General features: G+C 59.0%; 22 protein-coding genes. 3 read left to right on the forward strand and 19 right to left on the reverse strand.

All coding sequences use genetic code 11. The annotated features are described in order from the left end of the window. Positions 1–29: 29 nt before the first annotated feature. A complete protein-coding gene (locus tag ACJ8PN_RS19905; RefSeq protein WP_442535171.1) occupies positions 30–1,859 on the reverse strand; it encodes a thiamine pyrophosphate-binding protein in 1,830 nt (609 codons plus the stop codon). A 347-nt stretch (positions 1,860–2,206) separates the two neighbouring features. Here ACJ8PN_RS19905 and ACJ8PN_RS19910 point away from each other — a divergent pair, with 347 nt between their 5' ends. Further along, positions 2,207–3,079: a LysR family transcriptional regulator gene (locus tag ACJ8PN_RS19910; protein WP_004935995.1), complete on the forward strand. Its 873-nt coding sequence runs from the start codon at positions 2,207–2,209 to the stop codon at positions 3,077–3,079. 59 nt (positions 3,080–3,138) lie between these two features. Here the strand turns inward: ACJ8PN_RS19910 and nuoN are convergent, their stop codons facing one another. The 14 genes from nuoN to lrhA all read right to left on the reverse strand — a co-directional run bounded on the left by nuoN (position 3,139) and on the right by lrhA (position 19,858). Then, complete coding sequence (gene nuoN / locus ACJ8PN_RS19915; protein WP_033635324.1) at positions 3,139–4,596, reverse strand: NADH-quinone oxidoreductase subunit NuoN; 1,458 nt, start codon at positions 4,594–4,596, stop codon at positions 3,139–3,141. Positions 4,597–4,602: 6 nt separating this feature from the next. Next, positions 4,603–6,132 (reverse strand): NADH-quinone oxidoreductase subunit M, encoded by a 1,530-nt coding sequence (nuoM, locus tag ACJ8PN_RS19920; protein WP_004936002.1) that lies wholly within the window; start codon positions 6,130–6,132, stop codon positions 4,603–4,605. Between the two features lie 95 nt (positions 6,133–6,227). Continuing rightward, on the reverse strand, positions 6,228–8,075 hold the full coding sequence (gene nuoL, locus ACJ8PN_RS19925) for an NADH-quinone oxidoreductase subunit L (RefSeq protein WP_004936005.1): 1,848 nt from the start codon (positions 8,073–8,075) through the stop codon (positions 6,228–6,230). Beyond that, complete coding sequence (gene nuoK / locus ACJ8PN_RS19930; RefSeq protein ID WP_004936014.1) at positions 8,072–8,374, reverse strand: NADH-quinone oxidoreductase subunit NuoK; 303 nt, start codon at positions 8,372–8,374, stop codon at positions 8,072–8,074. Before nuoK ends, nuoL begins: the two co-directional genes overlap by 4 nt. Next, complete coding sequence (nuoJ, locus tag ACJ8PN_RS19935) at positions 8,371–8,928, reverse strand: NADH-quinone oxidoreductase subunit J (protein WP_442535172.1); 558 nt, start codon at positions 8,926–8,928, stop codon at positions 8,371–8,373. Before nuoJ ends, nuoK begins: the two co-directional genes overlap by 4 nt. A gap of 13 nt (positions 8,929–8,941) precedes the next feature. Next, complete coding sequence (nuoI, locus tag ACJ8PN_RS19940; RefSeq protein WP_004936019.1) at positions 8,942–9,484, reverse strand: NADH-quinone oxidoreductase subunit NuoI; 543 nt, start codon at positions 9,482–9,484, stop codon at positions 8,942–8,944. Between the two features lie 14 nt (positions 9,485–9,498). After that, positions 9,499–10,476, reverse strand: coding sequence for an NADH-quinone oxidoreductase subunit NuoH (gene nuoH / locus ACJ8PN_RS19945; protein WP_004936022.1), 978 nt, complete (start codon positions 10,474–10,476; stop codon positions 9,499–9,501). Next, positions 10,473–13,211 carry an NADH-quinone oxidoreductase subunit NuoG gene (gene nuoG / locus ACJ8PN_RS19950; protein WP_049234003.1) on the reverse strand — a complete coding sequence of 913 codons (2,739 nt, stop codon included), beginning with the start codon at positions 13,209–13,211 and terminating at the stop codon, positions 10,473–10,475. Before nuoG ends, nuoH begins: the two co-directional genes overlap by 4 nt. Before the next feature lie 77 nt (positions 13,212–13,288). Further along, positions 13,289–14,635 carry an NADH-quinone oxidoreductase subunit NuoF gene (gene nuoF, locus ACJ8PN_RS19955; RefSeq protein WP_351109448.1) on the reverse strand — a complete coding sequence of 449 codons (1,347 nt, stop codon included), beginning with the start codon at positions 14,633–14,635 and terminating at the stop codon, positions 13,289–13,291. Further along, on the reverse strand, positions 14,632–15,183 hold the full coding sequence (gene nuoE / locus ACJ8PN_RS19960; protein ID WP_253718480.1) for an NADH-quinone oxidoreductase subunit NuoE: 552 nt from the start codon (positions 15,181–15,183) through the stop codon (positions 14,632–14,634). The genes nuoF and nuoE overlap by 4 nt, the downstream gene beginning before the upstream one ends. Positions 15,184–15,185: 2 nt before the next feature. Further along, positions 15,186–16,982, reverse strand: coding sequence for an NADH-quinone oxidoreductase subunit C/D (gene nuoC / locus ACJ8PN_RS19965; protein WP_004936036.1), 1,797 nt, complete (start codon positions 16,980–16,982; stop codon positions 15,186–15,188). A 96-nt stretch (positions 16,983–17,078) separates the two neighbouring features. Then, positions 17,079–17,753, reverse strand: a complete 675-nt coding sequence (locus ACJ8PN_RS19970) for a NuoB/complex I 20 kDa subunit family protein (protein WP_004936039.1) — start codon at positions 17,751–17,753, stop codon at positions 17,079–17,081. 15 nt (positions 17,754–17,768) lie between these two features. Beyond that, positions 17,769–18,206: an NADH-quinone oxidoreductase subunit NuoA gene (gene nuoA / locus ACJ8PN_RS19975; RefSeq protein WP_004936040.1), complete on the reverse strand. Its 438-nt coding sequence runs from the start codon at positions 18,204–18,206 to the stop codon at positions 17,769–17,771. Positions 18,207–18,913: 707 nt separating this feature from the next. Then, a complete protein-coding gene (lrhA, locus tag ACJ8PN_RS19980; protein ID WP_004936045.1) occupies positions 18,914–19,858 on the reverse strand; it encodes a transcriptional regulator LrhA in 945 nt (314 codons plus the stop codon). An 855-nt stretch (positions 19,859–20,713) separates the two neighbouring features. Between lrhA and ACJ8PN_RS19985 the strand changes: the two genes are divergently transcribed. Together ACJ8PN_RS19985 and yfbR are read left to right on the forward strand one after the other, a co-directional pair. Next, a complete protein-coding gene (locus ACJ8PN_RS19985) occupies positions 20,714–21,928 on the forward strand; it encodes a pyridoxal phosphate-dependent aminotransferase (protein ID WP_019453720.1) in 1,215 nt (404 codons plus the stop codon). Between the two features lie 107 nt (positions 21,929–22,035). Next, entirely contained in the window at positions 22,036–22,635 is a 600-nt protein-coding gene (gene yfbR / locus ACJ8PN_RS19990; protein WP_015378582.1) for a 5'-deoxynucleotidase, read from the forward strand. Between the two features lie 27 nt (positions 22,636–22,662). Here the strand turns inward: yfbR and ACJ8PN_RS19995 are convergent, their stop codons facing one another. The 4 genes from ACJ8PN_RS19995 to yfbV all read right to left on the reverse strand — a co-directional run bounded on the left by ACJ8PN_RS19995 (position 22,663) and on the right by yfbV (position 26,359). Beyond that, positions 22,663–24,513 carry an SLC13 family permease gene (locus ACJ8PN_RS19995; protein ID WP_071796811.1) on the reverse strand — a complete coding sequence of 617 codons (1,851 nt, stop codon included), beginning with the start codon at positions 24,511–24,513 and terminating at the stop codon, positions 22,663–22,665. A 79-nt stretch (positions 24,514–24,592) separates the two neighbouring features. Beyond that, positions 24,593–25,249: a sugar phosphatase gene (locus ACJ8PN_RS20000; protein WP_171454445.1), complete on the reverse strand. Its 657-nt coding sequence runs from the start codon at positions 25,247–25,249 to the stop codon at positions 24,593–24,595. A gap of 17 nt (positions 25,250–25,266) precedes the next feature. Then, positions 25,267–25,761, reverse strand: coding sequence for a YfbU family protein (locus tag ACJ8PN_RS20005; RefSeq protein WP_004936059.1), 495 nt, complete (start codon positions 25,759–25,761; stop codon positions 25,267–25,269). A 142-nt stretch (positions 25,762–25,903) separates the two neighbouring features. Next, positions 25,904–26,359, reverse strand: coding sequence for a terminus macrodomain insulation protein YfbV (yfbV, locus tag ACJ8PN_RS20010; protein WP_004936061.1), 456 nt, complete (start codon positions 26,357–26,359; stop codon positions 25,904–25,906). Positions 26,360–26,537: the final 178 nt, after the last annotated feature.

Genomic DNA, 26,537 nt, shown 5'->3' on the forward strand with positions numbered 1-26,537 from the left:
ACCTGGCGAGTTGAAAAAACAGCGTTGTGCTACAGTCCTTTGATGCGCTGCTCGTATTCTGCGATGCTCTCGGCGTAGTAGCGGTTAGGCGCCGCAAAGTTGCCCACCATCACTTCGATGAGGTACGGCCCCGGATGTTTCGCTGCGGCGCCGAGGGCCTCGTCCAGATCCTCCAGCGTCTCCACTTTCGCGGAAGCGACCCCCAGGCTGTTGGCAAACGCTTTCCAGTCATGGTTGGGCAAGGCGGTATAGTCGGCGGAAATGCCGCGATTTTGCAGCGTGTCGATGTGCATGGCGCCGTGCGCGCTGTTGTTCATCACCACGAACACCACCTTCACGCCATAACGCGCGGCGGTCTGAATTTCGATGCCGTGCATCAGCATGCAACCGTCGCCGGTCACCACGAGGCAATCCCGCTGCGGTGCCGCCAGCTTGATGCCGATGCCCGCGCAAATGGCCCACCCCATCGGCGCCAGGGAGCTGGAGGTGTGATAATCCCCCCGCCCGGCCGCCAGCCAGTGATGCGCCATGAAAATGCGGTGTGCGCCCGAATCGACCACGACGTTGGTATCCGGGTTCATGCGGCTGCGAATGTGTTTAATCGCATCGCCGGGATACAGCCGGCTTTCGCCCTGGGCGATGCGCGCCTGCAACGTCGGCTGCGGCTGTTCCAGCGGCAGTGCGCGAACCCCTTCCAACCAGGCGTCACGCAGGTGAGCCGCGTCGCCAAGCCGCGCGTCCTCATCGCCAACCGCGGCCAACAAACAGTGCAACGTACCGCTCAGGCTGGAAAATATCTGCAGATCCGGCTGGTAATGCGAGCTCACTTTGTCGAAGTCTTCGTCGATCGCCACCAGCGTTTTATTGCCGTGCAGTCTCGGGTTCCAGTTCAGACTGTCGCGCTGGCTGAGATCGCAGCCCAGCACCAGCAGCACGTCGACGCCTTCACCGTTGAGGGTTTCTACCGCGCGGGCATGCCCGGCAAAACCGTAGACCCCTAATGCCAGGGCGTGCCCTTCGGGAAACGCGCCCTTGCCGGACAACGTCGTGGCGACAGGCAAGCGGTATTTTTCCGCTACCCGCAACAACAGCGCGGCATCCTGCGGATTGTTCATCCGGTTGCCCACCAGGCAGGCGACGTTGAGGCCGCGCAGCAGATAATCATGCAGCAGTTGTTCCACCGCTTGCACATCCACGGCCGCTTCACGGTGCTGCGGCACTCGCTCAGGCTGGTCGCGACGATCGCCGAACGCGGTTTTCTTCTGCATGTCGACCGGCACGCTCAGATAGGCGCGCCCTTTCCGCTGTGGGTTCAGGCTGGAGAGGCTGCGGCGCAGCTCATGCTGCAAGGTCAGGTTGTTTTTCGTTTCTATCGCGGCGCAAAGCAACGGTTTGACGATGGTCAGCTCATCGATGCCGCTGTTGCTGCCGTCCTGAAAAGCGCCCTGCGCCTCATGATAGGTGGCGATGCTGCCGGCCAGGTACAGCACGGGGATCTTATCGGCTTGCGCGGCGGCCATCGCCGGCAGGAAATTCATGGTGCCGGGGCCTGAAATGCCCAAACAGACGCCAAACTTTCGGCTGGCGCGGGCATAGCCATCGGCCATAAATCCGCATGCGGTTTCATGGGCACCGACGATGCCGACAATCTCGGAACGGTCAATAGAAGTGATTAACGGGTAAACCAGTTTGCCAGGGACCAAAAAGATATGTTGAATGCCGCGCGCTGCAAGGCCTTGAATAATGAAATCGGCGTTGTTGCGTTCCATCTTCTCGGCGCCTGGCGCCACGGTAACTCTGACTCCGTCCTCCGTCGCCAACGCAACGGGGGGGCACAGCATCTCTGCGTGAGACTCCATTTTTTTATATCCAGTCATATCATCGTGAGCTAACTTGATTCAGAGTCGATCCCACTTGGCGGTCGCCCAGAAATAACGGGAACCGGCTCTTATTCGTATTGCTTATGCATTAGGGTGGCCTTGGTGTAAAATGTGCGTCGGGTCGCAGCATAAGCGCCGATAAGAATAAGCATTACCAGACAAAAATAAAGGTGCAAAACCGCTTCACGGTGATGCATTTATACATATCCTGAAACATTATAAATAATGATGATACGAAGCATTTTTTTCGGTCTCCACACCAGAATAAACACCGCATCACACCGCTTCCTTCCCCCTCCCGCCAGTCTGTACAGAGGAGGTGCGCAATGAACTGGGACGACGCCCGATTTTTTCTCGCCGTTGCGCGCTGCGGCACGCTACGCAAAGCCGCCAGCCAGCTGCATGTCGATCAGGCGACCGTCGGCCGACGGCTCTCCGCTTTCGAAGATGCGCTCGGCTCCAAGCTGTTTATCCGCACGCCGAAATCCTTCGCCCTCAGCCCGCTGGGGGAGGAAATGCTGGCGGACGTGATGAAGATGGAAAATGCGGTGCAGGCGATCAACCGTAAAGCCGCCAGCGGTGACGAAAGCCTGTGCGGCAACGTGCGCATCGCCACCACCGATACCCTGGCCGAAGCCTTCGTGATGCCTGCGCTGCAAGATCTGCGGGAACGCTATCCGGCCATCACCGTCACGCTGCTGACGGCGGTCAACATCGCCGATATTTCTTACCACGGCGCAGATCTGGCGATCCGCGGCGCCCGTCCCGATGACGATGAGCTGATCATCAAACGGTTAGCCACCATCGAAATGGGCCTGTATGCCACTCAGCACTACTTGGCGCGGCGCGGCATGCCGGTCAAGGGCGAGCAGTTGCGCGGCCACGATCTGCTGATGTTCCCTCGCGAGCTGGTGCCGCGCCACTGGAACAATTTCTGCGGCGAGGCCCTGCACGAGCCCAACGTCGTGCTGCAATGCAATTCGCAGCTGCTGCTGCGTTCCGCCACCCGCAGCGGACTGGGCATCGGCCTGCTCTCCGCTTTTTTGGCGGATAAAGACCCGGAACTGGTGCGCCTGTTCCCGGAGAACAAAGACTGGGTGGATATCTGGCTGGTGCTGCATCCCGATTTGCAACGCGCCGCCCGCGTGCGCGCGGTGGTGCAGGCGCTGGAAACGTCGTTTAGCGCCCATTACGGCTGAGTGCCGTTTCGCCCATAAAAAAGGCCGCCGAAGCGACCTTTTTACTGTCTGAAGCGTTATCAGAACGTCGGCTGCGCCATCTGCACCAGCGAAATCAGCGGCTGCGGATAAACACCCAACAGCAGCACCAGCGCGGCGGAGATCAGCACCACGACGCCACCGGCGGTCAACGCCCAGTTGTTCGGGGTGTCGCGCTGCAGCGATTCCGGCGCGCTGAGGAACAGGCTGACGGTCACGCGCAGGTAGTAGTACAGACCGATGGCGCTGCCTACCACGACTGCGCCGGTCAGCCACCACAGGTGTGCGCTGACGCCCATCGCGATCACGAAGAACTTACCGATAAAGCCCAGCGTCATCGGAATACCGGCCAGCGACAGCATCATCACCGTCATTACCGCGGACAAGATTGGCTTATGCCAGAACAGACCGCGGTAAGAGAACAGCGAATCCGCATCCGGGCCGCGGTATGGGCTGGACATCAGGCTGACCACGCCGAAGGCGCCCAGGCTGCTGAACAGGTAACCGGCCAGATAAACGCCGGCGGTTTCCAGCGACAGCTGATGGGTTTGCACCGCAATCAGCGCCACCAGCAGGTAGCCCAGGTGAGCGATCGACGAGTAGCCCAGCAGACGCTTGATGTTGGTCTGGCTGATGGCCATCAGGTTACCGAACAAGATGGAGCAGAACGCGATGATCGACAGCACCATGCGCAGCGCTTCGTTGTCGGCGGCCGGGGCATACAGGAACAAGCGCATCACGACCGCGAAGATCGCGATCTTGCTGGCGGTCGCCAGGAAGGTCGAGACCGGCGCAGGCGCGCCCTGATACACGTCAGGCGTCCACAGTTGGAACGGCACCAGAGACAGCTTGAAGCCCAGACCGACGATCATCATGCCCATGCCGGCCAGGATCAGCGGCTGGTGCATCATGTTTTCCTGCAGGCTCTTGCCGAGGCCGGCCAGCGACAGATCGCCGGATTCGGCATACAGCAGCGCCATGCCGAACAGCAGGAACGACGACGCGGCGGCGGACAGCAGCATGTACTTGATGGCGGCTTCCAGCGGGCGCTTCTGGCGGTAGGCGTAGCCCACCAGGCCGAACAGCGGCAGCGAGATCAGCTCGATACCGATGAACAGCGAAGCCAGATGGTTGGCGCTCGCCAGCAGGATGCCGCCCATGGCGGCGATCAGCACCAGCAGGTAGAACTCTTCGCGGTTATCCGGATAGCCGACCAGCCACGGATACGCGAAGGTGCAGGTCGCCAGACTCGCCAGCAGCACCAGCCCGGTGTAGAACATCGAGTAGCCGTCAACCCGCAGCAGCGGGGTGACGTCCATTGGGCCTGCCTGGCCGACAAAGTACAGCGAAAGCAGCGCCAGGTTGAGACCGATCACGGTCAGGGTGGCGTTGATAAAGTGGTCGCGTCGCCACGCAATGCCTAGCATCACAACCACCACCGTCAATCCGACGATCAACAGCGGCAGCAGTGCGATCAGTTGTTGAGGAGTTATTGTCATGGCGAATTACGGCCTTGTTGTTGAAATTGCTGAAACTGACGAACCAAACCAGTGTTGCACGTTGCTCATCGCCGCGTTGGAAGTATCCAGAATCGGCTGCGGGTAAACCCCCAGCAGAACCAGCAACACCACCAGCAGCAGAATGATGAACAGTTCGCGCGCGGTCATGCCCTGCAGCGGCTGGTCTGACTTAGGCGCACCGTAGTAAGCGCGCTGCATCATGATCAGCGAGTAAACCGAAGCGAACACCAGACCGAAGGTGGAGATCACGGTGATCACCGGCACCACCTGGTAGCTGCCGAACAGAATCATGAATTCGCCGACGAAGTTACCGGTACCCGGCATCCCCAGCGTAGCCACGGCGAAGAACAGCGACAGCGCAGGGATGAACTTGATACGCCCCCACAGGCCGCCCATCTGACGCATGTCGCGGGTGTGCAGACGTTCATACAGCTGGCCGCAGATGATAAACATGCCGGCGGCGGACAGACCGTGCGCGATCATCTGGATCACGGCGCCCTGGTAAGCCAGCTGGCTGCCGGTGTAGATGGCGATCAGCACGAAGCCCATGTGCGAGACCGAGGTGTAAGCGATAAGACGCTTGATGTCGGTCTGCGCGAACGCCATCCAGGCGCCGTAGAAGATACCGACCACGCCCAGCCACATGGCGATTGGGGCGAACTCGTGTGAAGCCTCAGGGAACAGCGGCAGGCTGAAACGCAGCAGGCCGTAGGCCGCGGTTTTCAGCAAGATGCCCGCCAGGTCGACGGAACCTGCGGTCGGCGCCTGGCTGTGCGCGTCCGGCAACCAGCCGTGCAGCGGCACCACCGGCATTTTCACCGCGAAGGCGATGAAGAAGCCCAGCATCAGCAGATATTGCACGTTGTGGGACATCGGCGTTTGCAGCAGGTCTTCGTAATCGAAGGTCCACACGCCGGTGGCGTTGTAGTGCACGAACACCAGGCCCAGGATCGCAATCAGCATCACCAGACCGCTGGCCTGGGTGTAGATGAAGAACTTGGTCGCCGCGGTGATGCGGGTTTTACCGTCCGACGCCTTGTGGCCCCACAGCGCGATCAGGAAGTACATCGGCACCAACATCATTTCCCAGAAGAAGAAGAACAGGAACATGTCGATGGCGAGGAACACGCCGATAACGCCGCCCAGGATCCACAGCAGGTTGAGGTGGAAGAAGCCCTGATACTTCTGGATTTCACGCCAGGAACAGAGGATTGCCAGCACGCCCAGCAGACCGGTCAACACCACCATCAGCAGTGACAGACCGTCCAGCGCCAGGTGGATGGAGATGCCGAAGCGCGGGATCCACGGCAGCAGGAATTCGCTCTGCCACTGCGGAATGCCTTTCGGCGTGGTCAATGTATAGCCGCCCTGCATCCACAGCTGCAGAGAGAGCGCCAACGTCAGCCCCATTGCGATCAGCGCTATCCAGCGCGGCACCTTAGTACCGAAGCGCTCAAGCTGCCAGCACAGCAGACCGCCGATAAAGGGGATAAGAATTAGCCAAGGTAATAGCATGGCGTTTTGTGTCCCTTATACGAATAATTTCAAACTTTGTACGTAGCGCCTGCCCGGCGCTACGCCCGAAAAATGCGTCTGTTTAAATTATTCAATTAAACCAGAATCAACAGAGCCAATACGACCACTGCACCCACACCCATAGACGCTATATACCAACGCACCTGGCCGTTCTCGCTCACCGTCAGACCGCGGTTCCCCCAACGGGAGAAGACGGCCGGCAGGTTCATCAGCGAGTTCAGCGGATCGCGTTGCAGCAGCTTCGCAATGCCCAGATACGGCTTGACGAATACTTTGTCATACAGCCAGTCGAAGCCCCAGGCATGGAACCACCAGGTCGAGAAGAAACGCCCCGGTGCGCTGTTGGCGATGCTGTTGACCAGGCTGCGTTTGCCCAGCCACAGCGCGGCCGCCAGCAGAATGCCGACGATAGCCACCACGCCGGAGGTGATTTCAAGCCGTAGCACGCTGCCGTGCGCCAGCTCGGTCGTCTCCGGCAGCACGCCCTGCAACGGCGGCACGATCATCGCGCCGACGAAGGTGGACAGCACCAGCAGAACCAGCAGCGGCAGGTGGTGAGTGATGCCTTTACCGGCATGCGCTTTGATTTTCTCTTCGCCATGGAACACGATGAAAATCATACGGAAGGTGTACAGCGAGGTCATGAACGCACCGACCAGGCCGGCAACCATCAGGTTGATGTGGCCGTTGGCCATCGCGCCCGCCAGGATCTCGTCCTTACTGAAGAAGCCGGCCGTGACCAGCGGCAACGCAGACAGCGCCGCGCCGCCCACCAGGAAGCAGACGTACACCAGCGGGATGCTCTTGCGCAGGCCGCCCATCTTGAAGATGTTTTGCTCGTGGTGGCAGGCCAGGATCACCGAACCGGACGACAGGAACAGCAGCGCCTTGAAGAACGCGTGGGTCATCAGGTGGAAGATCGCCGCGTCCCATGCCTGCACGCCCAGCGCCAGGAACATGTAACCGATCTGGCTCATGGTGGAGTAAGCGAGCACGCGCTTGATGTCGGTCTGCACCAGCGCGGCGAAGCCGGCCAGCAGCAGAGTGACCGCACCGACGATGCCCACCAGATGCAGCACTTCCGGCGCCATCAGGAACAGGCCGTGCGTGCGGGCGATCAGGTAGACGCCTGCGGTCACCATGGTCGCCGCGTGGATCAGTGCGGAAACCGGGGTTGGGCCCGCCATCGCGTCCGCCAGCCAGGTTTGCAACGGCAGCTGCGCCGATTTACCGACCGCGCCGCCCAGCAGCATCAGCGTCGCCCAGGTGATGGCCGTATCGCCCACCGCCAGTTTCTGCGGCGCCAGGATCATCAGCTCGCGGATGTTCAGCGTGCCCAGCTCGTTGTAGAGGATGAACAGCGCGAACGCCAGGAACACGTCGCCCACGCGGGTGACGATAAAGGCTTTCATCGCCGCCGCGCCGTTGGCCGGATCTTTGTAGTAGAAGCCGATCAACAGGTAGCTGCACAGGCCCACGCCTTCCCAACCCAGATACATCAGCAGCAGGTTGTCCGCCAGCACCAGAACCACCATGCTGGCGATAAACAGGTTGGTGTAGGCGAAGAAGCGCGAATAGCCCTCTTCACCGCGCATGTACCAGGAAGCGAACATGTGGATGAAGAAGCCGACGCCGGTGACCACCGACAGCATGGTCAGCGACAGGCCGTCCAGCACCAGGGTCACGCCGATATTGAAGTTGCCGACGGCCATCCAGGTCCACAGGCTTTGCTCGAACAGCTGCACGCCGGCGGCTTTCTGGGCGAAGAAATCCATCGCCACATACACCGTGACCAGCGCAGCCAGGCCGATAGAGCCCACGCCGACGGTTGCCGCCGTGTTCTCAGACCAGCGACCGCGGGAAAATGCCAACAGCAGGAACCCGATCAGCGGTAGCAGAATTGTTAAATATAATAGGTTCATCCGCGCATCTCACTGACAGTATCAATATTCAGGGTATGACGACGACGGTAGAGCTGCAGCAGCAGCGCCAGGCCGATACTGGCCTCGGCTGCCGCCAGGCTGATCGCCAGGATGTACATCACCTGCCCGTCCGCCTGGCCCCAGTAGCTTCCCGCCACGATAAACGCCAACGCCGCAGCGTTGATCATCACTTCCAGGCTGATCAGCATAAACAGCAGGTTGCGGCGCACCAGCAGCCCGGTCAGCCCGAGCACAAACAGGATAGCCGCCAGGATCAGGCCGTGTTGAAGAGGGATCATGCTTGCTCCTCCGATTTTCTTCTCGCCATTTCGCCACCCACCGGCGCGTTGCTCAGCACCTCGCCAGGCTTGTGCTCGCGGCCGATATGGAAGGCGACAACCAGACCCGCCAACAGCAGCATTGAAGCCAGCTCAACCGCCAGTACGTAAGGCCCGAACAGGCTGATGCCCACCGCCTTCGCGTCAACCATCTCACCGCTGATGCCCTGATCGGATACGCTGCGGATCGCAACGATCAATACCACCAGCAGCGCCAGTGACACCAGGCCAGGCCCGATCCACACCGTCGGCTTCATCCAGTCGCGCTCTTGCTGCTGCACGTTGCCGAGGTTCAGCATCATCACCACGAACACGAACAGCACCATGATGGCGCCCGCATAAACGATGATTTCCAATGCGGCGGCAAAGTAGGCGCCGAGAGAGAAGAAGACTGCCGAGATCGCCAATAACGAGACGATCAGATACAGCAGCGCATGCACAGGGTTGGTATGGGTGATCACGCGAATCGTCGCGGCCACCGCAATCAAACCTGCCAGATAAAATGCAATTTCCATGCTTGCTGGCTCCTTAGGGCAACAGACCTTTGACGTCGATCGGTTTGGCTTCGTTTTCGGCTTCGCCTTTGGCTTTGCCGTCAATCGCCATACCGGCCATCCGGTAGAAGTTATATTCCGGATATTTACCCGGCCCCGAGATCAACAGATCTTCTTTTTCGTACACCAGATCCTGACGCTTGTACTCGCCCAGTTCGAAATCCGGCGTCAGCTGGATAGCGGTAGTCGGGCAAGCCTCTTCGCACAGGCCGCAGAAGATGCAGCGCGAGAAGTTGATGCGGAAGAACTCCGGATACCAACGGCCGTCTTTCTGTTCTGCCTTTTGCAGCGAGATACAGCCGACCGGGCAGGCAACCGCACACAGGTTACAGGCGACGCAGCGCTCTTCGCCGTCCGGATCGCGCGTCAGCACGATGCGGCCGCGGTAGCGTGGCGGCAGGTACACCGGTTCTTCCGGATACATCTGGGTTTCGCGCTTGGCGAAGGCATGCATGCCAATCATCCAAATGCTGCGCATCTGGGTGCCGAAACCAACCACTAACTCTTTCAATGTCATGGTTTATTCACCCCTTATTGAGCGTTGTACAAAATGACCGCGGCGGTTGCCAGCAGGTTCAGCAGCGTCAGCGGCAGGCACACTTTCCAGCCGAAGGACATCACCTGGTCATAACGCGGACGCGGCAGCGCGGCGCGGATCAGGATGAACATCATCATGAAGAAGGCCGTTTTCAACGCGAACCAGATGAATGGCGGCAGGAACGGACCCTGCCAGCCGCCGAAGAACAACGTCACAATCAGGGCGGACACGGTGACGATACCGATGTATTCCCCCACGAAGAACAGACCGAACTTCATGCCGGAATATTCGATGTGGTAACCGTCGGCCAGTTCCTGCTCGGCTTCCGGCTGGTCAAATGGGTGACGGTGACACACCGCCACACCGGCGATCGCGAAGGTCACGAAGCCGAAGAACTGCGGAATGACGTTCCAGACGTGCGCCTGAGATTCAACGATGGCCTGCATGTTGAACGAATCCGCCTGCATCACCACGCCCATCAGCGACAGGCCGATGAACACTTCGTAGCTCAGGGTTTGCGCGGAGGCGCGCATCGCGCCCAACAGCGAGTATTTGTTGTTGCTCGACCAGCCGGCGAACAGCACGGCGTACACCGCCAGGCCGGCCATCATCAGGAAGAACAGAATACCGATGTTGAGATCGGACACCGCCCAGGTCGGGCTGACCGGCACGATGGCAAATGCCAGCAACAGGGAAGTAAAGGCGATCATCGGCGCCAGGGTGAAGATCACCCGGTCGGAGAATCTCGGCACCCAGTCTTCCTTGAAGAACATTTTGATCATGTCGGCGACCAGCTGCAGCGAGCCGCCCCAGCCTACGCGGTTCGGTCCGTAACGGTTCTGGAACAGGCCGAGCAGGCGGCGTTCGCCGAAGCTCATGAATGCCCCGCACGCCACGACCACCAACAGGATCACGACCGCTTTAAGAATGGCGATCAAGATGTCGATCACCTCAGGGGTAAACCAGCTCATCGTGCCGCCTCCCGCAGATTGTCTACCTTAGCACCCACCAAGATCGGCGGGATCCCTGGCAAGCCGAGCGGCAAACCAACCTGGCCCTGGGTCAGGGTTTCACTCAGACGCACCGGCAGACGCAGAGTCTGGCCCGCGCAGCTGAACTCCACCAGGCTGCCCGCATTGACGCCAAGCGTCGCCGCATCGGCCGGGTTGACCATCACGTAGGCTTCCGGCATACGCTGCTGGATCACGTGAGAGCGCTGCGACATTTCATCGCTGCCGAACAGGTGGTAGTAAGGCGCGACACGCCAGCCGTCGTTCGGATTGAACGCGGCAGGCACGCGGTCGAAGTAACCGAGGCTGCCCTCCCCCGCTTCGATCAGGCGCACGCCCGGATCGCCGTGGCGCAGTTTGCCGCCCACTTCGGCCTGGAACTTGTTCCATGCCTGCGGTGAGTTCCAGCCTGGCGCCCAGGCGAACGGGATCTGCTGACGATCGGCCAGCGGGCTGTTGTTCCCTTCCATCGAGAAGGCGAACATGGTGTCTTTATCCTGCGGCTGACGCGGCTCGTGCACGCTGATGTTGGCGCGCATGGCGGTACGGCCGCTGGAACGGTGCGGCGAACGCGCCAGCTTCTGACCGCGAATGCGGAACGTCGCGTCCGGCGCAGCATCGACGATGCCCTGCAGCTGCGGCAACGCGGCGACGCAAGCGGCGATCACGTCATCGAGCTGGGTCCAGTCCACGTGGCGGCTGGTGTAGGTGGAGTGCAGCGAGTGCATCCAGCGCCAGCTTTCCAGCATCACGGTGAACTGATTCTTCTTGGCGTCGTCGTAATAAGCCGGATCGTATACCTGGAAGAAGCGCTGCGCGCGGCCTTCCTGGTTGATCAGCGTACCGTCGCTCTCGGCGAAGCTGGCCGAGGAGAGGATCAGATTGGCTTTGTCCATGATCGCGGTGCGCTGGTGGTCGGCGACGATCAGGTTATTGACCTTGGCCAACGCTGCGTCCACCTGCGCCGCCGGCGCATGACGATAGAGATCGTTTTCCATCACGATGGCGGTATCGGCTGCGCCGCTCGCCAGCTGTTCCAGCGCCTGATCGAGCGAACCGCCGCCGATCATCGCCAGGCCCATGCTGTTGGCGGCGCCCGCCACGAAGGTGATGCCGACGTCGGAACCGCGGCCCTTCAACGCTTTGGCGATGTTGGCCGCCGCTTCGATGATGGCTTCGCTGCCGGCGTTGCTGCCGGTAATGATCAGCGGTTTGCGTGCGCCGGTCAGCGCCTGCACGATGATGTCGACTTTCTTGTTCAGGCCTTCGGCCAGATCGTTCACCGCCGGCGCTGCGCTATCCAGCGCGTGCGCGATGGCGAAGCCGAAGCGCGCCTGCTCGTCTACCGGCGCGCGGTAGTTCCAGGCGGCGATGTCATCCAGACGAGTGTTGTCGACGTTGGTGGTGAACAGCGGGTACTTGGCGTGCTGACCGATGTTCTGCACCGCCGCGATCTGCCAGTCGGCCACGCGTTGCGCCGCCGCCATCGCGCGGGCTTTGCCCTTGACGGCCTGGCGCACGGACAGCGCGATGCGCGCACCGGTTTGCGTCAGGTCTTCGCCCAGCACCAGCACCGCGTCGTAATCTTCGATCTCACGCAGCGCCGGCGTATGAACGCCGCCGTTCTTCAGCACGTTCAGCATCAGCGCCAGGCGTGATTGCTCCGCCTGAGCGATACCGGTGTAGTAGTTCTCGGCGCCGACCAGCTCGCGCAGTGCGAAGTTGCTTTCCAGGCTGGCGCGCGGGGAGCCGATGCCGATGGTTTTCTTCGCCTGACGCAGGATGTCTGCCGCGCCCTGCATCGCCTGCTCGGCGTTCAGGGTGATCCAGTCGTCGCCGCGCAGCTGCTGCGGTTGACGCGGACGATCTTTCTGGTTGACGTAGCCGTAACCGAAACGGCCACGGTCGCACAGGAAGTAGTGGTTCACGCTGCCGTTGTAACGGTTTTCGATACGGCGCAGCTCACCATAGCGCTCGCCCGGGCTGGTGTTACAGCCGATGCTGCACTGCTGGCAAATGCTCGGCGCGAACTGCATGTCCCATTTACGGTTGTAGCGTTCGGAGTGCGTTTTATCGGTGAAAACGCCGGTCGGGCACACTTCCACCAGGTTGCCGGAGAACTCGCTTTCCAGCGTGCCGCTTTCCGGGCGACCGAAGTAGACGTTGTCGTGCGCGCCGTACACGCCGAAGTCGGTGCCGTCCGCATAGTCTTTGTAGTAACGCACGCAGCGATAGCAGGCGATGCAGCGGTTCATCTCGTGCGAGATAAACGGCCCCAGTTCCTGGTTGTTGTGGGTGCGCTTGGTGAAGCGGTAGCGACGGAAGCTGTGGCCGGTCATTACCGTCATATCCTGCAGGTGACAGTTACCGCCTTCCTCACAGACCGGGCAATCGTGCGGGTGGTTGGTCATCAACCACTCAACCACGCTTTCACGGAACTGCTTCGCTTCGCCGTCATCGATAGAGATAAAGGTGCCATCGGATGCCGGGGTCATACAGGACATCACCAAACGGCCGCGCGTATCTTCCGCGTTTTGGTATTGCTTTACCGCACATTGGCGGCAAGCGCCGACGCTTCCCAGCGCCGGATGCCAGCAAAAGTAAGGAATATCAAGGCCGAGGGAGAGACAAGCCTGCAGCAGGTTGTCCGCCCCGTCTACCTCATACTCTTTGCCGTCTACATGAATCGTAGCCATAGTCAGCATGCTTCCAAGTGGCCTGCCTTGCGGCAGGCGTTAATCAAAAATTCTGGCCGTGTTCGGGCGAATTCGGCTTACCAGCGCTGCTTCAGCAGATTGTTCGGCTGAATGCCGCCAATCGCATGAGCGTTGCCGAAGTGCTGCACGGCGATACCCGCCTCGAACTCTTCACGGAAATATTTAATCGCGCTTTGCAGTGGCTCTACGGCACCTGGCGCGTGGGCGCAGAAGGTTTTGCCCGGGCCGAGGGAACGGCACAGCTGTTCGAGGGTTTCGATATCCCCCGGCTGCCCTTCGCCGTTTTCCAACGCACGCAGGATCTTCACGCTCCACGGCAGGCCGTCGCGACATGGCGTACACCAGCCGCAGGACTCGCGGGCGAAGAACTCTTCCAGGTTGCGCACCAGCGGCACCATGCCGATTTCGTGGTCTACCGCCATCGCCAACGCGGTGCCGAGACGGCTGCCGGCTTTACCGATCGCGCCGTATTCCATCGGCAGGTCGAGGTGATCGGCGGTCAGGAAGTCGGTGCCCGCGCCGCCCGGCTGCCAGGCTTTGAAGCGCAGACCGTCGCGCATGCCGCCGGCGTAGTCTTCCAGGATTTCACGCGCGGTGGTGCCGAACGGCAGCTCCCAGACGCCCGGATTTTTCACCCGGCCGGAGAAACCCATCAGCTTGGTGCCTTTGTCTTCACTGCCGGAGATGCCGGTGTACCACTCCACGCCGTTCGCCAAAATGGCCGGCACGTTGCACAGCGTTTCGACGTTGTTGACGCAGGTCGGCTTGCCCCACACGCCGGCGCTGGCCGGGAATGGCGGCTTGGAGCGTGGGTTGGCGCGGCGGCCTTCCAGCGAGTTGATCAGCGCGGTTTCTTCGCCGCAGATGTAACGGCCGGCGCCGGTGTGCACGATCAGCTCGAAATCAAACCCGGTGCCGAGAATGTTCTTGCCCAGATAGCCGGCTTCGGTGGCTTCCGCGATGGCGCGACGCAGGTGCGCCGCCGCTTCGATGTACTCACCGCGCAGGAAGATGTAGCCACGGTAGGCTTTCAGCGCGAACGCGGAGATCAGCATGCCTTCCACCAGCAGGTGCGGCAGCTGCTCCATCAGCAGGCGGTCTTTATAGGTGCCCGGCTCCATCTCATCGGCGTTACACAGCAGGTAACGGATGTTCATGGATTCGTCCTTCGGCATCAGGCTCCACTTCAAACCGGTGGAGAAGCCCGCGCCGCCGCGGCCCTTCAGCCCGGAATCTTTAACCAGGCTGACGATCTCGTCGGGCGCCAGGCCCCTCAGGGCCTTTTCCGCACCGGCATAGCCGTTTTTGCTGCGGTATTCGTCCAGCCACAGTGGCTGCTTGTCATCGCGCAGACGCCAGGTCAGCGGATGCGTTTCGGGAGTGCGTACAATGTGCTTGGTCATTGATACTGCTCCAGTAGCGTCTCGATATCTTCAGGCTTCAGCTGACTGTGAGTGTCCTCGTCAATCATCATGGTCGGCCCTTTATCGCAGTTGCCCAGACAGCAGGTCGGCAACAGCGTGAAGCGGCCATCAAAGGTGGTTTGACCCGGTTTGATGTTCAGCTTCTTCTCGATAGCGGCCTGAATGCCCTGGTAACCGGTGATGTGACAAACAACGCTGTCACAATAACGGATCACGTGACGTCCTACTGGCTGACGGAAAATCTGGCTGTAGAACGTGGCCACGCCTTCTACGTCGCTGGCGGGGATGCCCAGCACTTCCGCGATGGCGTAAATCGCACCGTCCGGAACCCAACCGCGCTGCTTCTGCACAATTTTCAGTGCTTCGATGGAAGCGGCGCGCGGATCCTCGTAATGGTGCTTTTCGTGCTCGATCGCATCACGTTCTTCCGCGCTCAGTACAAATGCATCAACGCCGCTCTGAGAAGCGGCTGCGTTGATGGGCTCGAGCGCATCATTGACTGCGTGATTGTCTTTTTGATCATGCATAGTTAGCGGTCCACATCTGACATTACAAAATCGATACTACCCAGATAGACGATCAGGTCGGAAACCAGGCTGCCACGGATGACCGATGGGATCTGCTGCAGGTGCGCAAAGCTCGGCGTACGTACCCGGGTGCGGTAGCTCATGGTGCTGCCGTCGCTGGTCAGGTAGTAGCTGTTGATCCCTTTGGTGGCTTCAATCATCTGGAATGATTCGTTGGCTGGCATCACCGGGCCCCAGGAAACCTGCAGGAAGTGGGTGATCAGCGTTTCAATGTGCTGCAACGTGCGCTCTTTCGGCGGCGGCGTGGTCAGCGGGTGATCGGCCTTGAACGGGCCTTCCGGCATATTGTTCAGGCACTGTTCGAGGATGCGCAGGCTCTGGCGCAGCTCTTCCACCTTCAGCATCACGCGGGTGTAGCAGTCGCTGGTGCCGTCGCCGACCGGCACTTCGAAGTCGAAGTTCTCGTAGCCGGAGTACGGGCGCCATTTACGCACGTCGAACTCAACGCCAGTCGCACGCAGGCCGGCGCCGGTCACGCCCCACTCCAGCGCTTCTTTGGCGTTGTAAGACGCGACGCCGATGGAGCGGCCTTTCAGGATGCTGTTCTTCAGCGCCGCTTTCACGTAGGAGTCCAGACGCTTCGGCATCCAGTCGAGGAATTCACGCAGCAGGCGATCCCAGCCGCGCGGCAGATCGTGCGCGACGCCGCCGATGCGGAACCAGGCCGGGTGCATACGGAAACCGGTGATCGCTTCCACCAGATCGTAGATCTTCTGACGGTCGGTAAAGGCGAAGAACACCGGGGTCATCGCGCCGACGTCCTGAATGAAGGTGGAGATGTACAGCAGGTGGCTGTTGATGCGGAACAGCTCGGACAGCATCACGCGGATGGTGTCGACACGCTCAGGCACCTTGATGCCGGCCAGCTTTTCAACCGCCAACACGTAAGGCATTTCGTTCACGCAGCCGCCGAGGTACTCGATGCGGTCGGTGTACGGAATGTAGCTGTGCCAGGATTGACGCTCGCCCATCTTCTCGGCGCCGCGGTGGTGATAGCCGATATCTGGCACGCAGTCGACGATCTCTTCGCCGTCCAGCTGCAGAATGATGCGGAACGCACCGTGCGCGGACGGGTGGTTCGGGCCGAGGTTGAGGAACATGAAGTCTTCGTTCTCGGTGCCGCGCTTCATGCCCCAGTCTTCCGGCTTGAAGGTCAGCGCTTCCATCTCCAGATCTTCTTTCTGCTTGGTCAGCACGAAAGGATCAAATTCAGTGGCGCGCGCCGGGTAGTCCTTACGCAGCGGGTGCCCTTCCCAGGTCTGCGGCATCATGATGCGCGACAGGTGCGGGTGGCCGTCGAAGGTGATGCCGAACATTTCCCAGGTCTCGCGCTCATACCAGTTGGCGTTCGGGAACACCTTGGTCGCCGTCGGCACGTGCAGGTCTTTTTCAGACAGCGCCACCTTCAGCATGATGTCGCGGTTGCGCTCGATGGAGATCAGATGGTAGAAAACGGAGAAATCCGCAGCGGGCAGGCCGTCGCGGTGGGTGCGAAGACGTTCGTCCACGCCATGCAAATCGAACAGCATGACATACGGCTTCGGCTGTTTTCTCAGGAACGTCATTACTTCCAGTAACTGGTCAGGTTTAACCCATACCACGGGCATGCCGGTGCGGGTGGCCTGAACAGTAAAGGCTTCCGGCCCAAAACGGTTGCGCAGTTCGCCGATCACCGGGTCGTCAAGGTGATCTCGGGTCTGCCAGGCAGGCAAGGCGTCGTGCGTCGTCAAATCTGTCATAATTTTTTTTCACCACACTAAAGGGTTATTCGCCGCAAGTTTCACTTTTCGCTGTGTTAACCAATAGCGCACTAAGATGGACGTTAAATGAACGTCTTAAATCTCGTCAGGCGTCCGGAGGTTGGTCACCGCGATGCGCTCGCCGTGTTTACGCTCTCTTTCAGACTGCATATTGGCGCGGTAAACGCCCTGATCGCCGACAACCCACGACAGCGGGCGACGTTCTTTGCCGATGGATTCCTGCAGCAGCATCAGCGCTTGCATGTAAGCTTCCGGACGCGGTGGGCAGCCGGGAATGTACACGTCGACCGGCAGGAACTTGTCCACGCCCTGCACCACGGAATAGATGTCGTACATGCCGCCGGAGTTGGCGCAGGCGCCCATCGAGATCACCCACTTGGGCTCCAGCATCTGCTCGTACAGGCGTTGGATGACCGGAGCCATCTTGGTGAAGCAGGTGCCGGCCACCACCATCAGGTCAGCCTGACGCGGGGAGGCGCGCAACACTTCCGCGCCGAAACGCGCCACGTCGTGAACGGCGGTAAACGACGTCACCATCTCCACGTAACAGCACGAAAGGCCGAAGTTATACGGCCAAATAGAGTTTTTACGCCCCCAGTTCACCATGTCATGCAGCGCATGTTCGAGTTTACCCATGTAAACCGTGCGGTGAACCTGTTGTTCCAGGGGATCGGCGACGATCTCCTGTTTTTGCAGGGGATAACGGTCGTTCTCACCGTTCGGGTCTATGCGGGTGAGCGTATAGTCCATCTTAATGCCTCGCTGTTACTGCGGATGACTGTTGGTGTTAGTGATCGTGCTCGGTTTGCTGCGGCGTTGGGAACGCGCCGGAGTCCAATCCAACGCGCCGATGCGCACCAGATAAACCAGACCGGCCAATAGCACCAAAATGAAAATGGCGGCTTCGATAAAGCCCACCCAGCCGCTCTCGCGAATCGAGACCGACCAGGCATACAGGTATAAGGCTTCAACGTCGAAAATAACGAAGAACATGGCCACCAGGTAGAACTTGGCGGACAAGCGCATGCGCGCCGTGCCGACGGAGTCGATACCTGATTCAAACGGGGTGTGTTTGGCGCGCGCCCGGGCTCTCCCGCCCAAGAAGAACGCACCCAGCAGCATTAAGCCGCAAAGCCCGATAGCCACGACGAGAAATACGGCGAGCGCCCAGTGATGAGCGATAACTTCAGTGGTTGTTGACATACTCTATGCTTACTCATCAAAAGTGGCGTCGATCGCACTGCTCTTGTCACCGGCAGTTAGTGCGCCACATCGATTTAAGGGAAGGATAAATAACCACACAAACAAACTGCTTTTACAGCGAGTTAGGCAGCGTTTTTCTGTGGGCTTTTTACTCCTTTCTATAACCTTTTGTCAACTTTGACAAAAGTATCTACACACTAGTTTACATACGTATCATTTGATTAACATTTGATGCGCCAGGGACAGGCTAAATCGTGTCAGTTAATTTTTGTGTAGAAACAGATAGATATAAACCAACATGCACATTTCAGTTTTACTATACCATTGTCTCAGGAATTCCCTGTTCTTCCACTCACTACCTAGGGGTATTTTTTTGATCCAGGACACGTTTTCAGCATAAATCCTCAAAAAAAGTGTGGCCCTTTAACAATTTTCCTCAAATTACGCCGCAAAAACGGCCGTCATAAGCTAACAAAATAACCCTGCTATTACCATGCCTTTAACTCATTCAATCTTATTGTTCAAAAAATAAACCCAGCATCTTAAACCCGGTCAAATTCTCTTTTCAGCAACGCTTAAAAGTTAATAAAACAGCCAACTCATAACAAAATCGTCATTAAATCCCTATAACAGTAAAAATCGCCAAAAAAAGGGCAAAAAAAACCTCCGCCGAAGCAGAGGTTTTCATCAGATCTAACGCCGCGGCGTTATTCTTCTTCGTCCACCAGGCTGGCGTCATCCTGATCGCCCTGGAGACCGGCTTCCGCGCCGTTGAAGCCATAGCCGTCATTGCCGCCCTGCATCGCACTGAAGATGGCCATTGCCAGTTCGTTGCTGCACTGCGCGTTTTTGCACAGCGCATACTGGGTATCCGGCAGCGGCGGCAAACCTTCCACCGCGCCCAGCACCCGCAGATCGGGGCTCATCATCTCGATCGGCCGCGCTGTCACGCCCAGGCCGGCCTTACAGGCCGCCCGCACCGCAGACAGCGTGGAGGCGACGTAGGCGATACGCCACGGGATACCGGCTTCGTCCAACTGTTTGATCGCCAGCGCGCGAAACGGGCTTGGTTCATCCATCACCACCAGCGGGATAGGTTCGCCGGCCTGATAGTGGTAATCGGCAGCGCAGTACCACAGCGTCGGCGACGTGCGCAGCACGATGTGCGGGTGCCCGGCCGGATCGGCCGTGGTCACCGCCAGATCGATCTCACCCTCTTCCAGCAGATCGACCATCGTCGTGCTGCGCTTTACGCGCACGTCAATGGCCAGCTTCGGATAGATGGCGGTCACGCGGTTCAACAGGAAAGGCAGAATGGTATCGGCGGTGTCGTCGGAAGCGCCGATGGTCAGAACACCTTTAATATTGTTGTACATCAGCGAGGTACAGGCTTCGTCGTTAAAGCGCAGGATCTTCCTGGCATAACCGAGAAGCTGAATACCATGCTCAGTCAGGAGTTTGTTGCGCCCATGGCGGGCAAACAGTTCTTTGCCGACCAGTTGCTCTAATCGCTGCATTTGTTGGCTGACGGCTGATTGCGTACGGCAAACGGCAACAGCCGCCGCCGCGAAGGTATTCAAATCAGCAACCGCAACAAAGGTTCTTAGCAGATCGAGGTCGAGATTAAGTATCGGACGATTTGCAGTTGTCATAGTGTATTCTTCACTTTTTTAAATTCTAATTTACGAACTACTACCCTGGTGTGTTTCTCAGACGCCGTTGAAAAGGACGGCACCTGTTATGACAGTACCCCACTCATAAGTGGAGGGCAAAAAAATTACTTATGATTCGTTACCTCTATCGCCTTTTAAAATGCGATCTATCGATGGTGCTTATAGAACGCGGGAGACTGAATACCGGTGGAAAGGGAAAACCCCCACCGAACCTGAGATTTTACTCATTGATACCGCCTAATTTCCACTCCATTCGTGCTACTGAGAATCCTTATCAACCGGCGTTCAGACTGCATTACAGAGTAAGAAAAATAAATAATTAACGGCACCCACTTCGTGTTATCACTCAATGAATTTAATAAATTCAATCAGTAAGATTTTTACTTTAAATAATAATCCTATAACCACATAAACAATGCTTAAGCTGAAATATAAAGTAAAGCTAATGTAAATATGCCATTTTCTTAGTGTGGTGCGCTAACCGGCAACCCGCTATCAGACAACTCCGGTATTATCGTTCCTTTACAGTTTATTGAAGCCCATTCTCACTTTCGGCTTATCATTTCACTGCTACCGGCCGCGATCGCCGGCACGTCTCGTTTATCGACACGCAATTTCACAGAACAAAACCCTAGTAAAATTATAGTTCATGAAATTATGAACCACAAAATAACTTTACCTTTGCTTATCATAACTAAAATCCCCCGTTACGACATGCATTTGCACCAAAGGCGTGCAAAACCCTTCAAAAGCAACTACGCCAGGAGTACATTGGGCGGGTTGCGGCGTCCCACGGTAGGAGCGCCCCTATCCCAGCAAAAGGCTCAACTTTTTATGTCCCCCATTGAGAAATCCAGCAAACTGGACAACGTCTGCTATGACATTCGCGGCCCGGTGCTTAAAGAAGCTAAACGTCTTGAAGAAGAAGGCAACAAAGTCCTGAAACTGAACATCGGCAACCCTGCCCCGTTCGGCTTCGACGCCCCGGACGAAATCCTGGTCGACGTGATCCGCAATCTGCCCACGGCGCAAGGTTACTCCGACTCCAAGGGCCTCTTCTCGGCGCGTAAAGCGATCATGCAGCACTATCAGGCGCGCAACATGCGTGACGTGACCGTTGAGGATATCTACATTGGCAACGGCGTCTCCGAGCTGATCGTTCAATCCATGCAGGCGCTGCTCAACAGCGGCGACGAAATGCTGGTGCCGGCGCCGGACTATCCGCTGTGGACCGCCGCGGTCTCGCTGTCCGGCGGCAAGGCCGTACATTACCTGTGCGATGAGCAGGCCGGCTGGTTCCCGGATCTGGACGACATCATCAGCAAGATCACCCCGCGCACCCGCGGCATCGTGATCATCAACCCGAATAACCCGACCGGCGCGGTATACAGCAAAGCGCTGCTGGAGCAGATCGTCGAGATCGCCCGCCAACACAACCTGATCATCTTCGCCGACGAAATCTACGACAAGATCCTGTATGACGAAGCGGAGCATCATTCGATCGCTGCGCTGGCGCCGGATCTGTTGACCGTGACCTTCAACGGCCTGTCGAAAACCTACCGCGTGGCGGGCTTCCGTCAAGGCTGGATGGTGCTGAACGGGCCGAAGAAGCACGCCAAAGGCTATATCGAAGGGCTGGAGATGCTGGCTTCGATGCGCCTGTGCGCCAACGTGCCGATGCAGCACGCCATTCAGACCGCGCTGGGCGGTTATCAAAGCATCAGCGAATTCATTCAGCCCGGCGGCCGTCTGTACGAACAGCGCAACCGCACCTGGGAACTGCTCAACGACATTCCGGGCGTCTCATGCGTGAAGCCGCAGGGCGCGCTGTATATGTTCCCGCGCATCGATGCCAAACGCTTCAATATCCATGACGACCAGAAACTGGTGCTGGATCTGCTGCTGCAGGAAAAAGTGCTGCTGGTGCAGGGGAGCGCATTCAACTGGCCCTACCCGGATCACGTGCGTATCGTCACCCTGCCGCGCGTAGACGAGCTGGAAATGGCGGTCGGCAAGCTGGGCCGCTTCCTTGAAGGCTACCATCAGTAATCGCCTGGGGCGCAGCGCCTTGCTGCGCCCTTCTCTCATTGCCCGGTTGCAAAATTCGCCGTCACTGCTTCACAATGGGGCCCTCACTTGCCGTTAAAGAGAGCACCATGAGCCAGAGCCATTTCTTCGCCCATCTGTCCCGCCTGAAACTGATCAACCGCTGGCCATTGATGCGCAACGTGCGTACCGAGAACGTCTCCGAACACAGTCTGCAGGTGGCCTTTGTCGCCCACGCGTTGGCGGTGATCAAGAACCGCAAATTCAACGGCAATCTCAACGCCGACCGCGTTGCCCTGCTGGCGATGTACCACGACGCCAGCGAAGTGATCACCGGCGACATGCCGACGCCGATCAAGTACTACAATCCGCAGATCGCCCACGAGTACAAGAAGATCGAAAAGATCGCCCAGCAAAAGCTGCTGGACATGATCCCCGCTGAGCTGCGCAACGATTTCCGCACCATTCTCGATGAGCACTACTACAGCGAAGATGAAAAACAGGTGGTCAAGCAGGCGGACGCACTGTGCGCCTACCTGAAATGCCTGGAGGAGCTGTCTGCCGGCAACAACGAATTCACCCTGGCCAAGGCGCGGCTGGATAAAACCCTGGAGCAGCGCCGCAGCCCGGAAATGGACTACTTCATGGAGGTATTCATTCCCAGTTTCAGCCTGTCATTGGACGAAATCAGCCTCGACAGCTCGCTGTAACCCCGCCGGCGCAGCCTCGCTGCGCCGTTAAAAACCGTAGAGCCACGGCACCACAATCACGCTGACCGCCATCACCAACAGGGTGAACGGCACACCGAGCCGCACGAAATCGCCGAACTTGTAATTGCCCGGCCCCAGCACCAGCGTATTGACCGGTGAAGAGACCGGCGTCATAAAGGCGGCGGACGCGGCGACGGCGATAATCATCGCGAACGGGTATGGCGATACCCCCATTTCGCGCGCGGCGGCAATGGCGATCGGCGCCATCAGCACCGCCGTCGCGGTGTTGGAAATAAACAGGCCGATGGTGGCGCACAAGACGAACAGGCACAGCAGCATCACGCGCGGCCCCGCGCCGCCGGCGACGTCCATCAGCCCGCTGACGATCAGATCCACCCCACCGGTCTTTTGCAGCGCCTGCGCGAACGGCATCATGCCGACGATCAAAATAATGCTCGGCCAATGGATCGATTTATAGGCGCTCTCCATGTCGATGCAGCGGAACTTGCCCATCAGTAAACAGGCGATCAGCGCCGCGATTGGGTTGGGGATTTCGTCGGTCAGCATCATCGCCACCATCAGCGCCAGACAAAACAGCGCGTGCGGCGCCTGCGTGATGGCCGGTGCCACTTCGTCCACCTCGGCCGGCAGATTGAGCACGATAAAGTCGTGGGTTTTGGCCTGCAGCTGACGAATCGCCTTCCAGTCGCCGATCACCAGCAAGATGTCGCCCAGCTCCAGCGGCTCGTCCACCAACTTGCCGCCCAGCGTCTCGCCGTGGCGGCGGATACCCACCACGTTCAGATCGTAGCGGCTGCGGAACGCCGCTTCGCGCAGGCTTTTGCCCAGCAGCGCCGAGTCCGGGATCAGCGAGACCTCCGCCATGCCGACGTTGCGCGACTGTTCAGAGAAGTAATCACCGCGCAGCACCATCGGCTCCAGCCGCTGTTCGCCGCAGAATTCGCGCAGATCGACCTGGCTGTCCGACATGTCGATCAAGAGGACGTCGCCCTCGCGCAGCTCGGTGCTGCCGGAGGCGCTGACCATCACCCGCCGGAAGCGTTTCCAGCGCTCGATGCCCACCACGTTGGCGCCATAGCGCGCACGCAGGTGCAGCTCGTCCAGCGAACGCCCGATCAGCGGCGAAGCGCTGCGGACAGCCAACCGCCGCGCACGGCCGGTCAGCTTATAATCGCGGATCAGGTCACGGAAGGTGCGGCGCTGCCAGTCGTCGCCGGCTTTGCCCGTGTCACTGCTGCCCAGCCAACGGCGGGCGATCAGCATGTAGCCGACGCCCAGCGCCAGCACCGCCAGGCCGATCGGCGTCACGCTGAAGAAACCGAAACCATGGATGCCTTCGCGCACCAGTTCGCTGTTGACCACCATGTTGGGCGGCGTGGCCACCAGCGTCATCATGCCGCTGATAAGCCCGGCGAAACTGAGCGGCATCATCAGCCGCCCCGGCGCGATCTTCATTCTCGCCGTCACGCTGAGCACCACCGGGATAAAGATCGCCACCACGCCGGTCGAGCTCATAAATGCCCCCAGCCCGGCGACCGTCACCATCAGCAGCATCAACATTTTGGTTTCGCTGCTGCCGGCGACTTTGACCAGCCAATCGCCCACCTGATAAGCCACGCCGGTGCGCACCAGCCCTTCGCCGATCACGAACAGCGCGGCGATCAAAATCACGTTGGGATCGCTGAAACCGACCGTCGCCTCCTGCAGGCTGAGCGTGCCGCTCAGCACGAAAGCGATAATCACCAACAGCGCCACCACGTCCATACGCAGCTTGTTGGTGGTAAACAGCACGATGGCAATCAGCAGTAAACTCAGCACCCACAGTAATTCGCTGTTCAAAACGGCCTCATCCGGCAAATGTCCAAGGGCCTAAAAAATAGCATAAAAAAACCCCGCCGAGGCGGGGTCTAATCAATTAGGGTGAAGATAATGCCGCTCAGGCCAGCCGGCGAACGATCGCGCCCTGCACCGTTTTATCGACGGCGATCTGCGCCAGCGAATCCAGCCGCAGGTCGACCTGCTCCAGCTTCGGCGCATCGGCCGGGGCGTTGACCGCAATCACCTGGCAACCCGCCGCCAGGCCGGAGAGAATGCCGGCCGGTGCGTCTTCGACCACCACGCACTCGTGCGGCGCCAGCCCCAGGCGCTCGGCGCCCAGCAGATAGGCGTCGGGCTGCGGCTTGCCATGTTTAACCTGCTCAGCGGTGATGAACACCGCCGGCTGCGGCAAACCGCCGGCCTGGCGGCGAGCGCCGGCCACCGGCACCGAACCGGAGGTGACGATCGCCCAAGGGATGCCGAGCGCGTTCAGGCGCTCCAGCAACGCAATCGCGCCAGGCAGCGCGCGAACGCCGTCGGTATCCTGCGCTTCCACCTGCTCCAGCAATTGGAATTCACGCTGAATTTCCGCTTCGCTTTCGCCCGGCATAAAGTGGCGCAGAGAAGTAATGGCCTGTTTACCGTGAATGAAGTCCAGCACCGCTTGCGGGTCGACGCCGCGGCGCTCGGCCCAGTGCGTCCAGGCGCGCTCTACCGCCGGCAGCGAATCCACCAGGGTGCCATCAAGATCGAACAGAAAACCCTTACACTCCACAGAAAACCTCTTCTTAATCAAGCATTGATGATTTGCGCTATCTCAACGGCGCTCAAATGATACTGGCGCGGGCAGGCCTGCCAAATCGCCAGCATACGCTGATATTTTTCCCACATTTTGGTCTGGGCGTTAAAACCGTGGCTGCCGGAATCAAAGTGAGTATAGCGCCCCTCGGTGCTGACCAGGAAACGCACGTAACTCAGGTAGCGCGCCTCGGTCGCGGCATCGAAACCGAGAAACGCCAGGCGGCGCTCGTCCAGATCCTGCTTCTCTTTCAGGTTGCCCCAGGAAACCTGCAGCGCATGATGCATCTCCATCACGTTGATGATGGTGCGGCACACCTCTTCGCTCAGTTCGCCGAAGTCGCGATCCAGCTCGCGCATTTGCAAACCGAAGCCGCGTTCGACGATGGTTTGCAACCGGCGATAACGATCGCCGTTGTCCGGATCGAGCAGGGTCATCATCTTGTACTGATTCGACAGGATCAGCCGCTGGGCGTTGGTCATTTCCATCAGGATTTCCTCATTTCTGTGTGATGGCGGGAGCATCGCACAGCGCAAGAACGCAGGAAATCACAACTCGACCGTTCTTTGATTTAAACCGGGGTTATTGGCGCTTAGACGAAAAAGGCCGCACAGCGCGGCCTTTTTTCATTTACAGATCGTCGAGGAAGGTTTTGTCCAGCTGCTTGAAGGCGCGCTTGAGCAAATCAGCCAACGTCTGATAGGTCGGCGTGCCTTCGAGCGGCGCCACCGCCTGTCCGGCTTCCGTCAGCTTGTTACGGACCTCATGGAACCATTGCAACAGCGTCGGCGGCAGCGGCGTGACCGAACGGCGCCCAAGCCACCACAAGCCCTGCATCGGCAGGCTGCAAGCGAACAGCGCGGTGGCGATCGCCGGGCCGAGCTGGCCGCCGAGCGCGATCTGCCAGGTCAGCGTGAAAATCGCCAACGGCGGCATGAAACGAATAGCGAAACGGGTGGCACGCGCAACGCGGTTCTCCGGAAAGACCGGTGCCAGACGTTTGTCTGACGGCCAGGTTTTCATATAATGCTGCCCGCGCTGGAAGACCTGAAACCAGCTTACGGAACCGGACGGTTTGCTCGTCATTGCGTACCTCAACGTCACGTAAAGAAACTAAAAGCGTGCTGCCAGAGACCATACTAAAAAATTTGAAGCTTTAAATTTATTTTGTGTTTGCACCGGGCTATCGGTATCCTAAGCCGGCCTTGTGGCCGGTAGAAGATGACGTAAATTTTGTCAACTTTTAGCCCTATAAAAATCAAGA

The organism is Serratia sp. CY76391 (assembly GCF_052166695.1).
Classification (GTDB): Bacteria; Pseudomonadota; Gammaproteobacteria; order Enterobacterales; family Enterobacteriaceae; genus Serratia; species Serratia nematodiphila.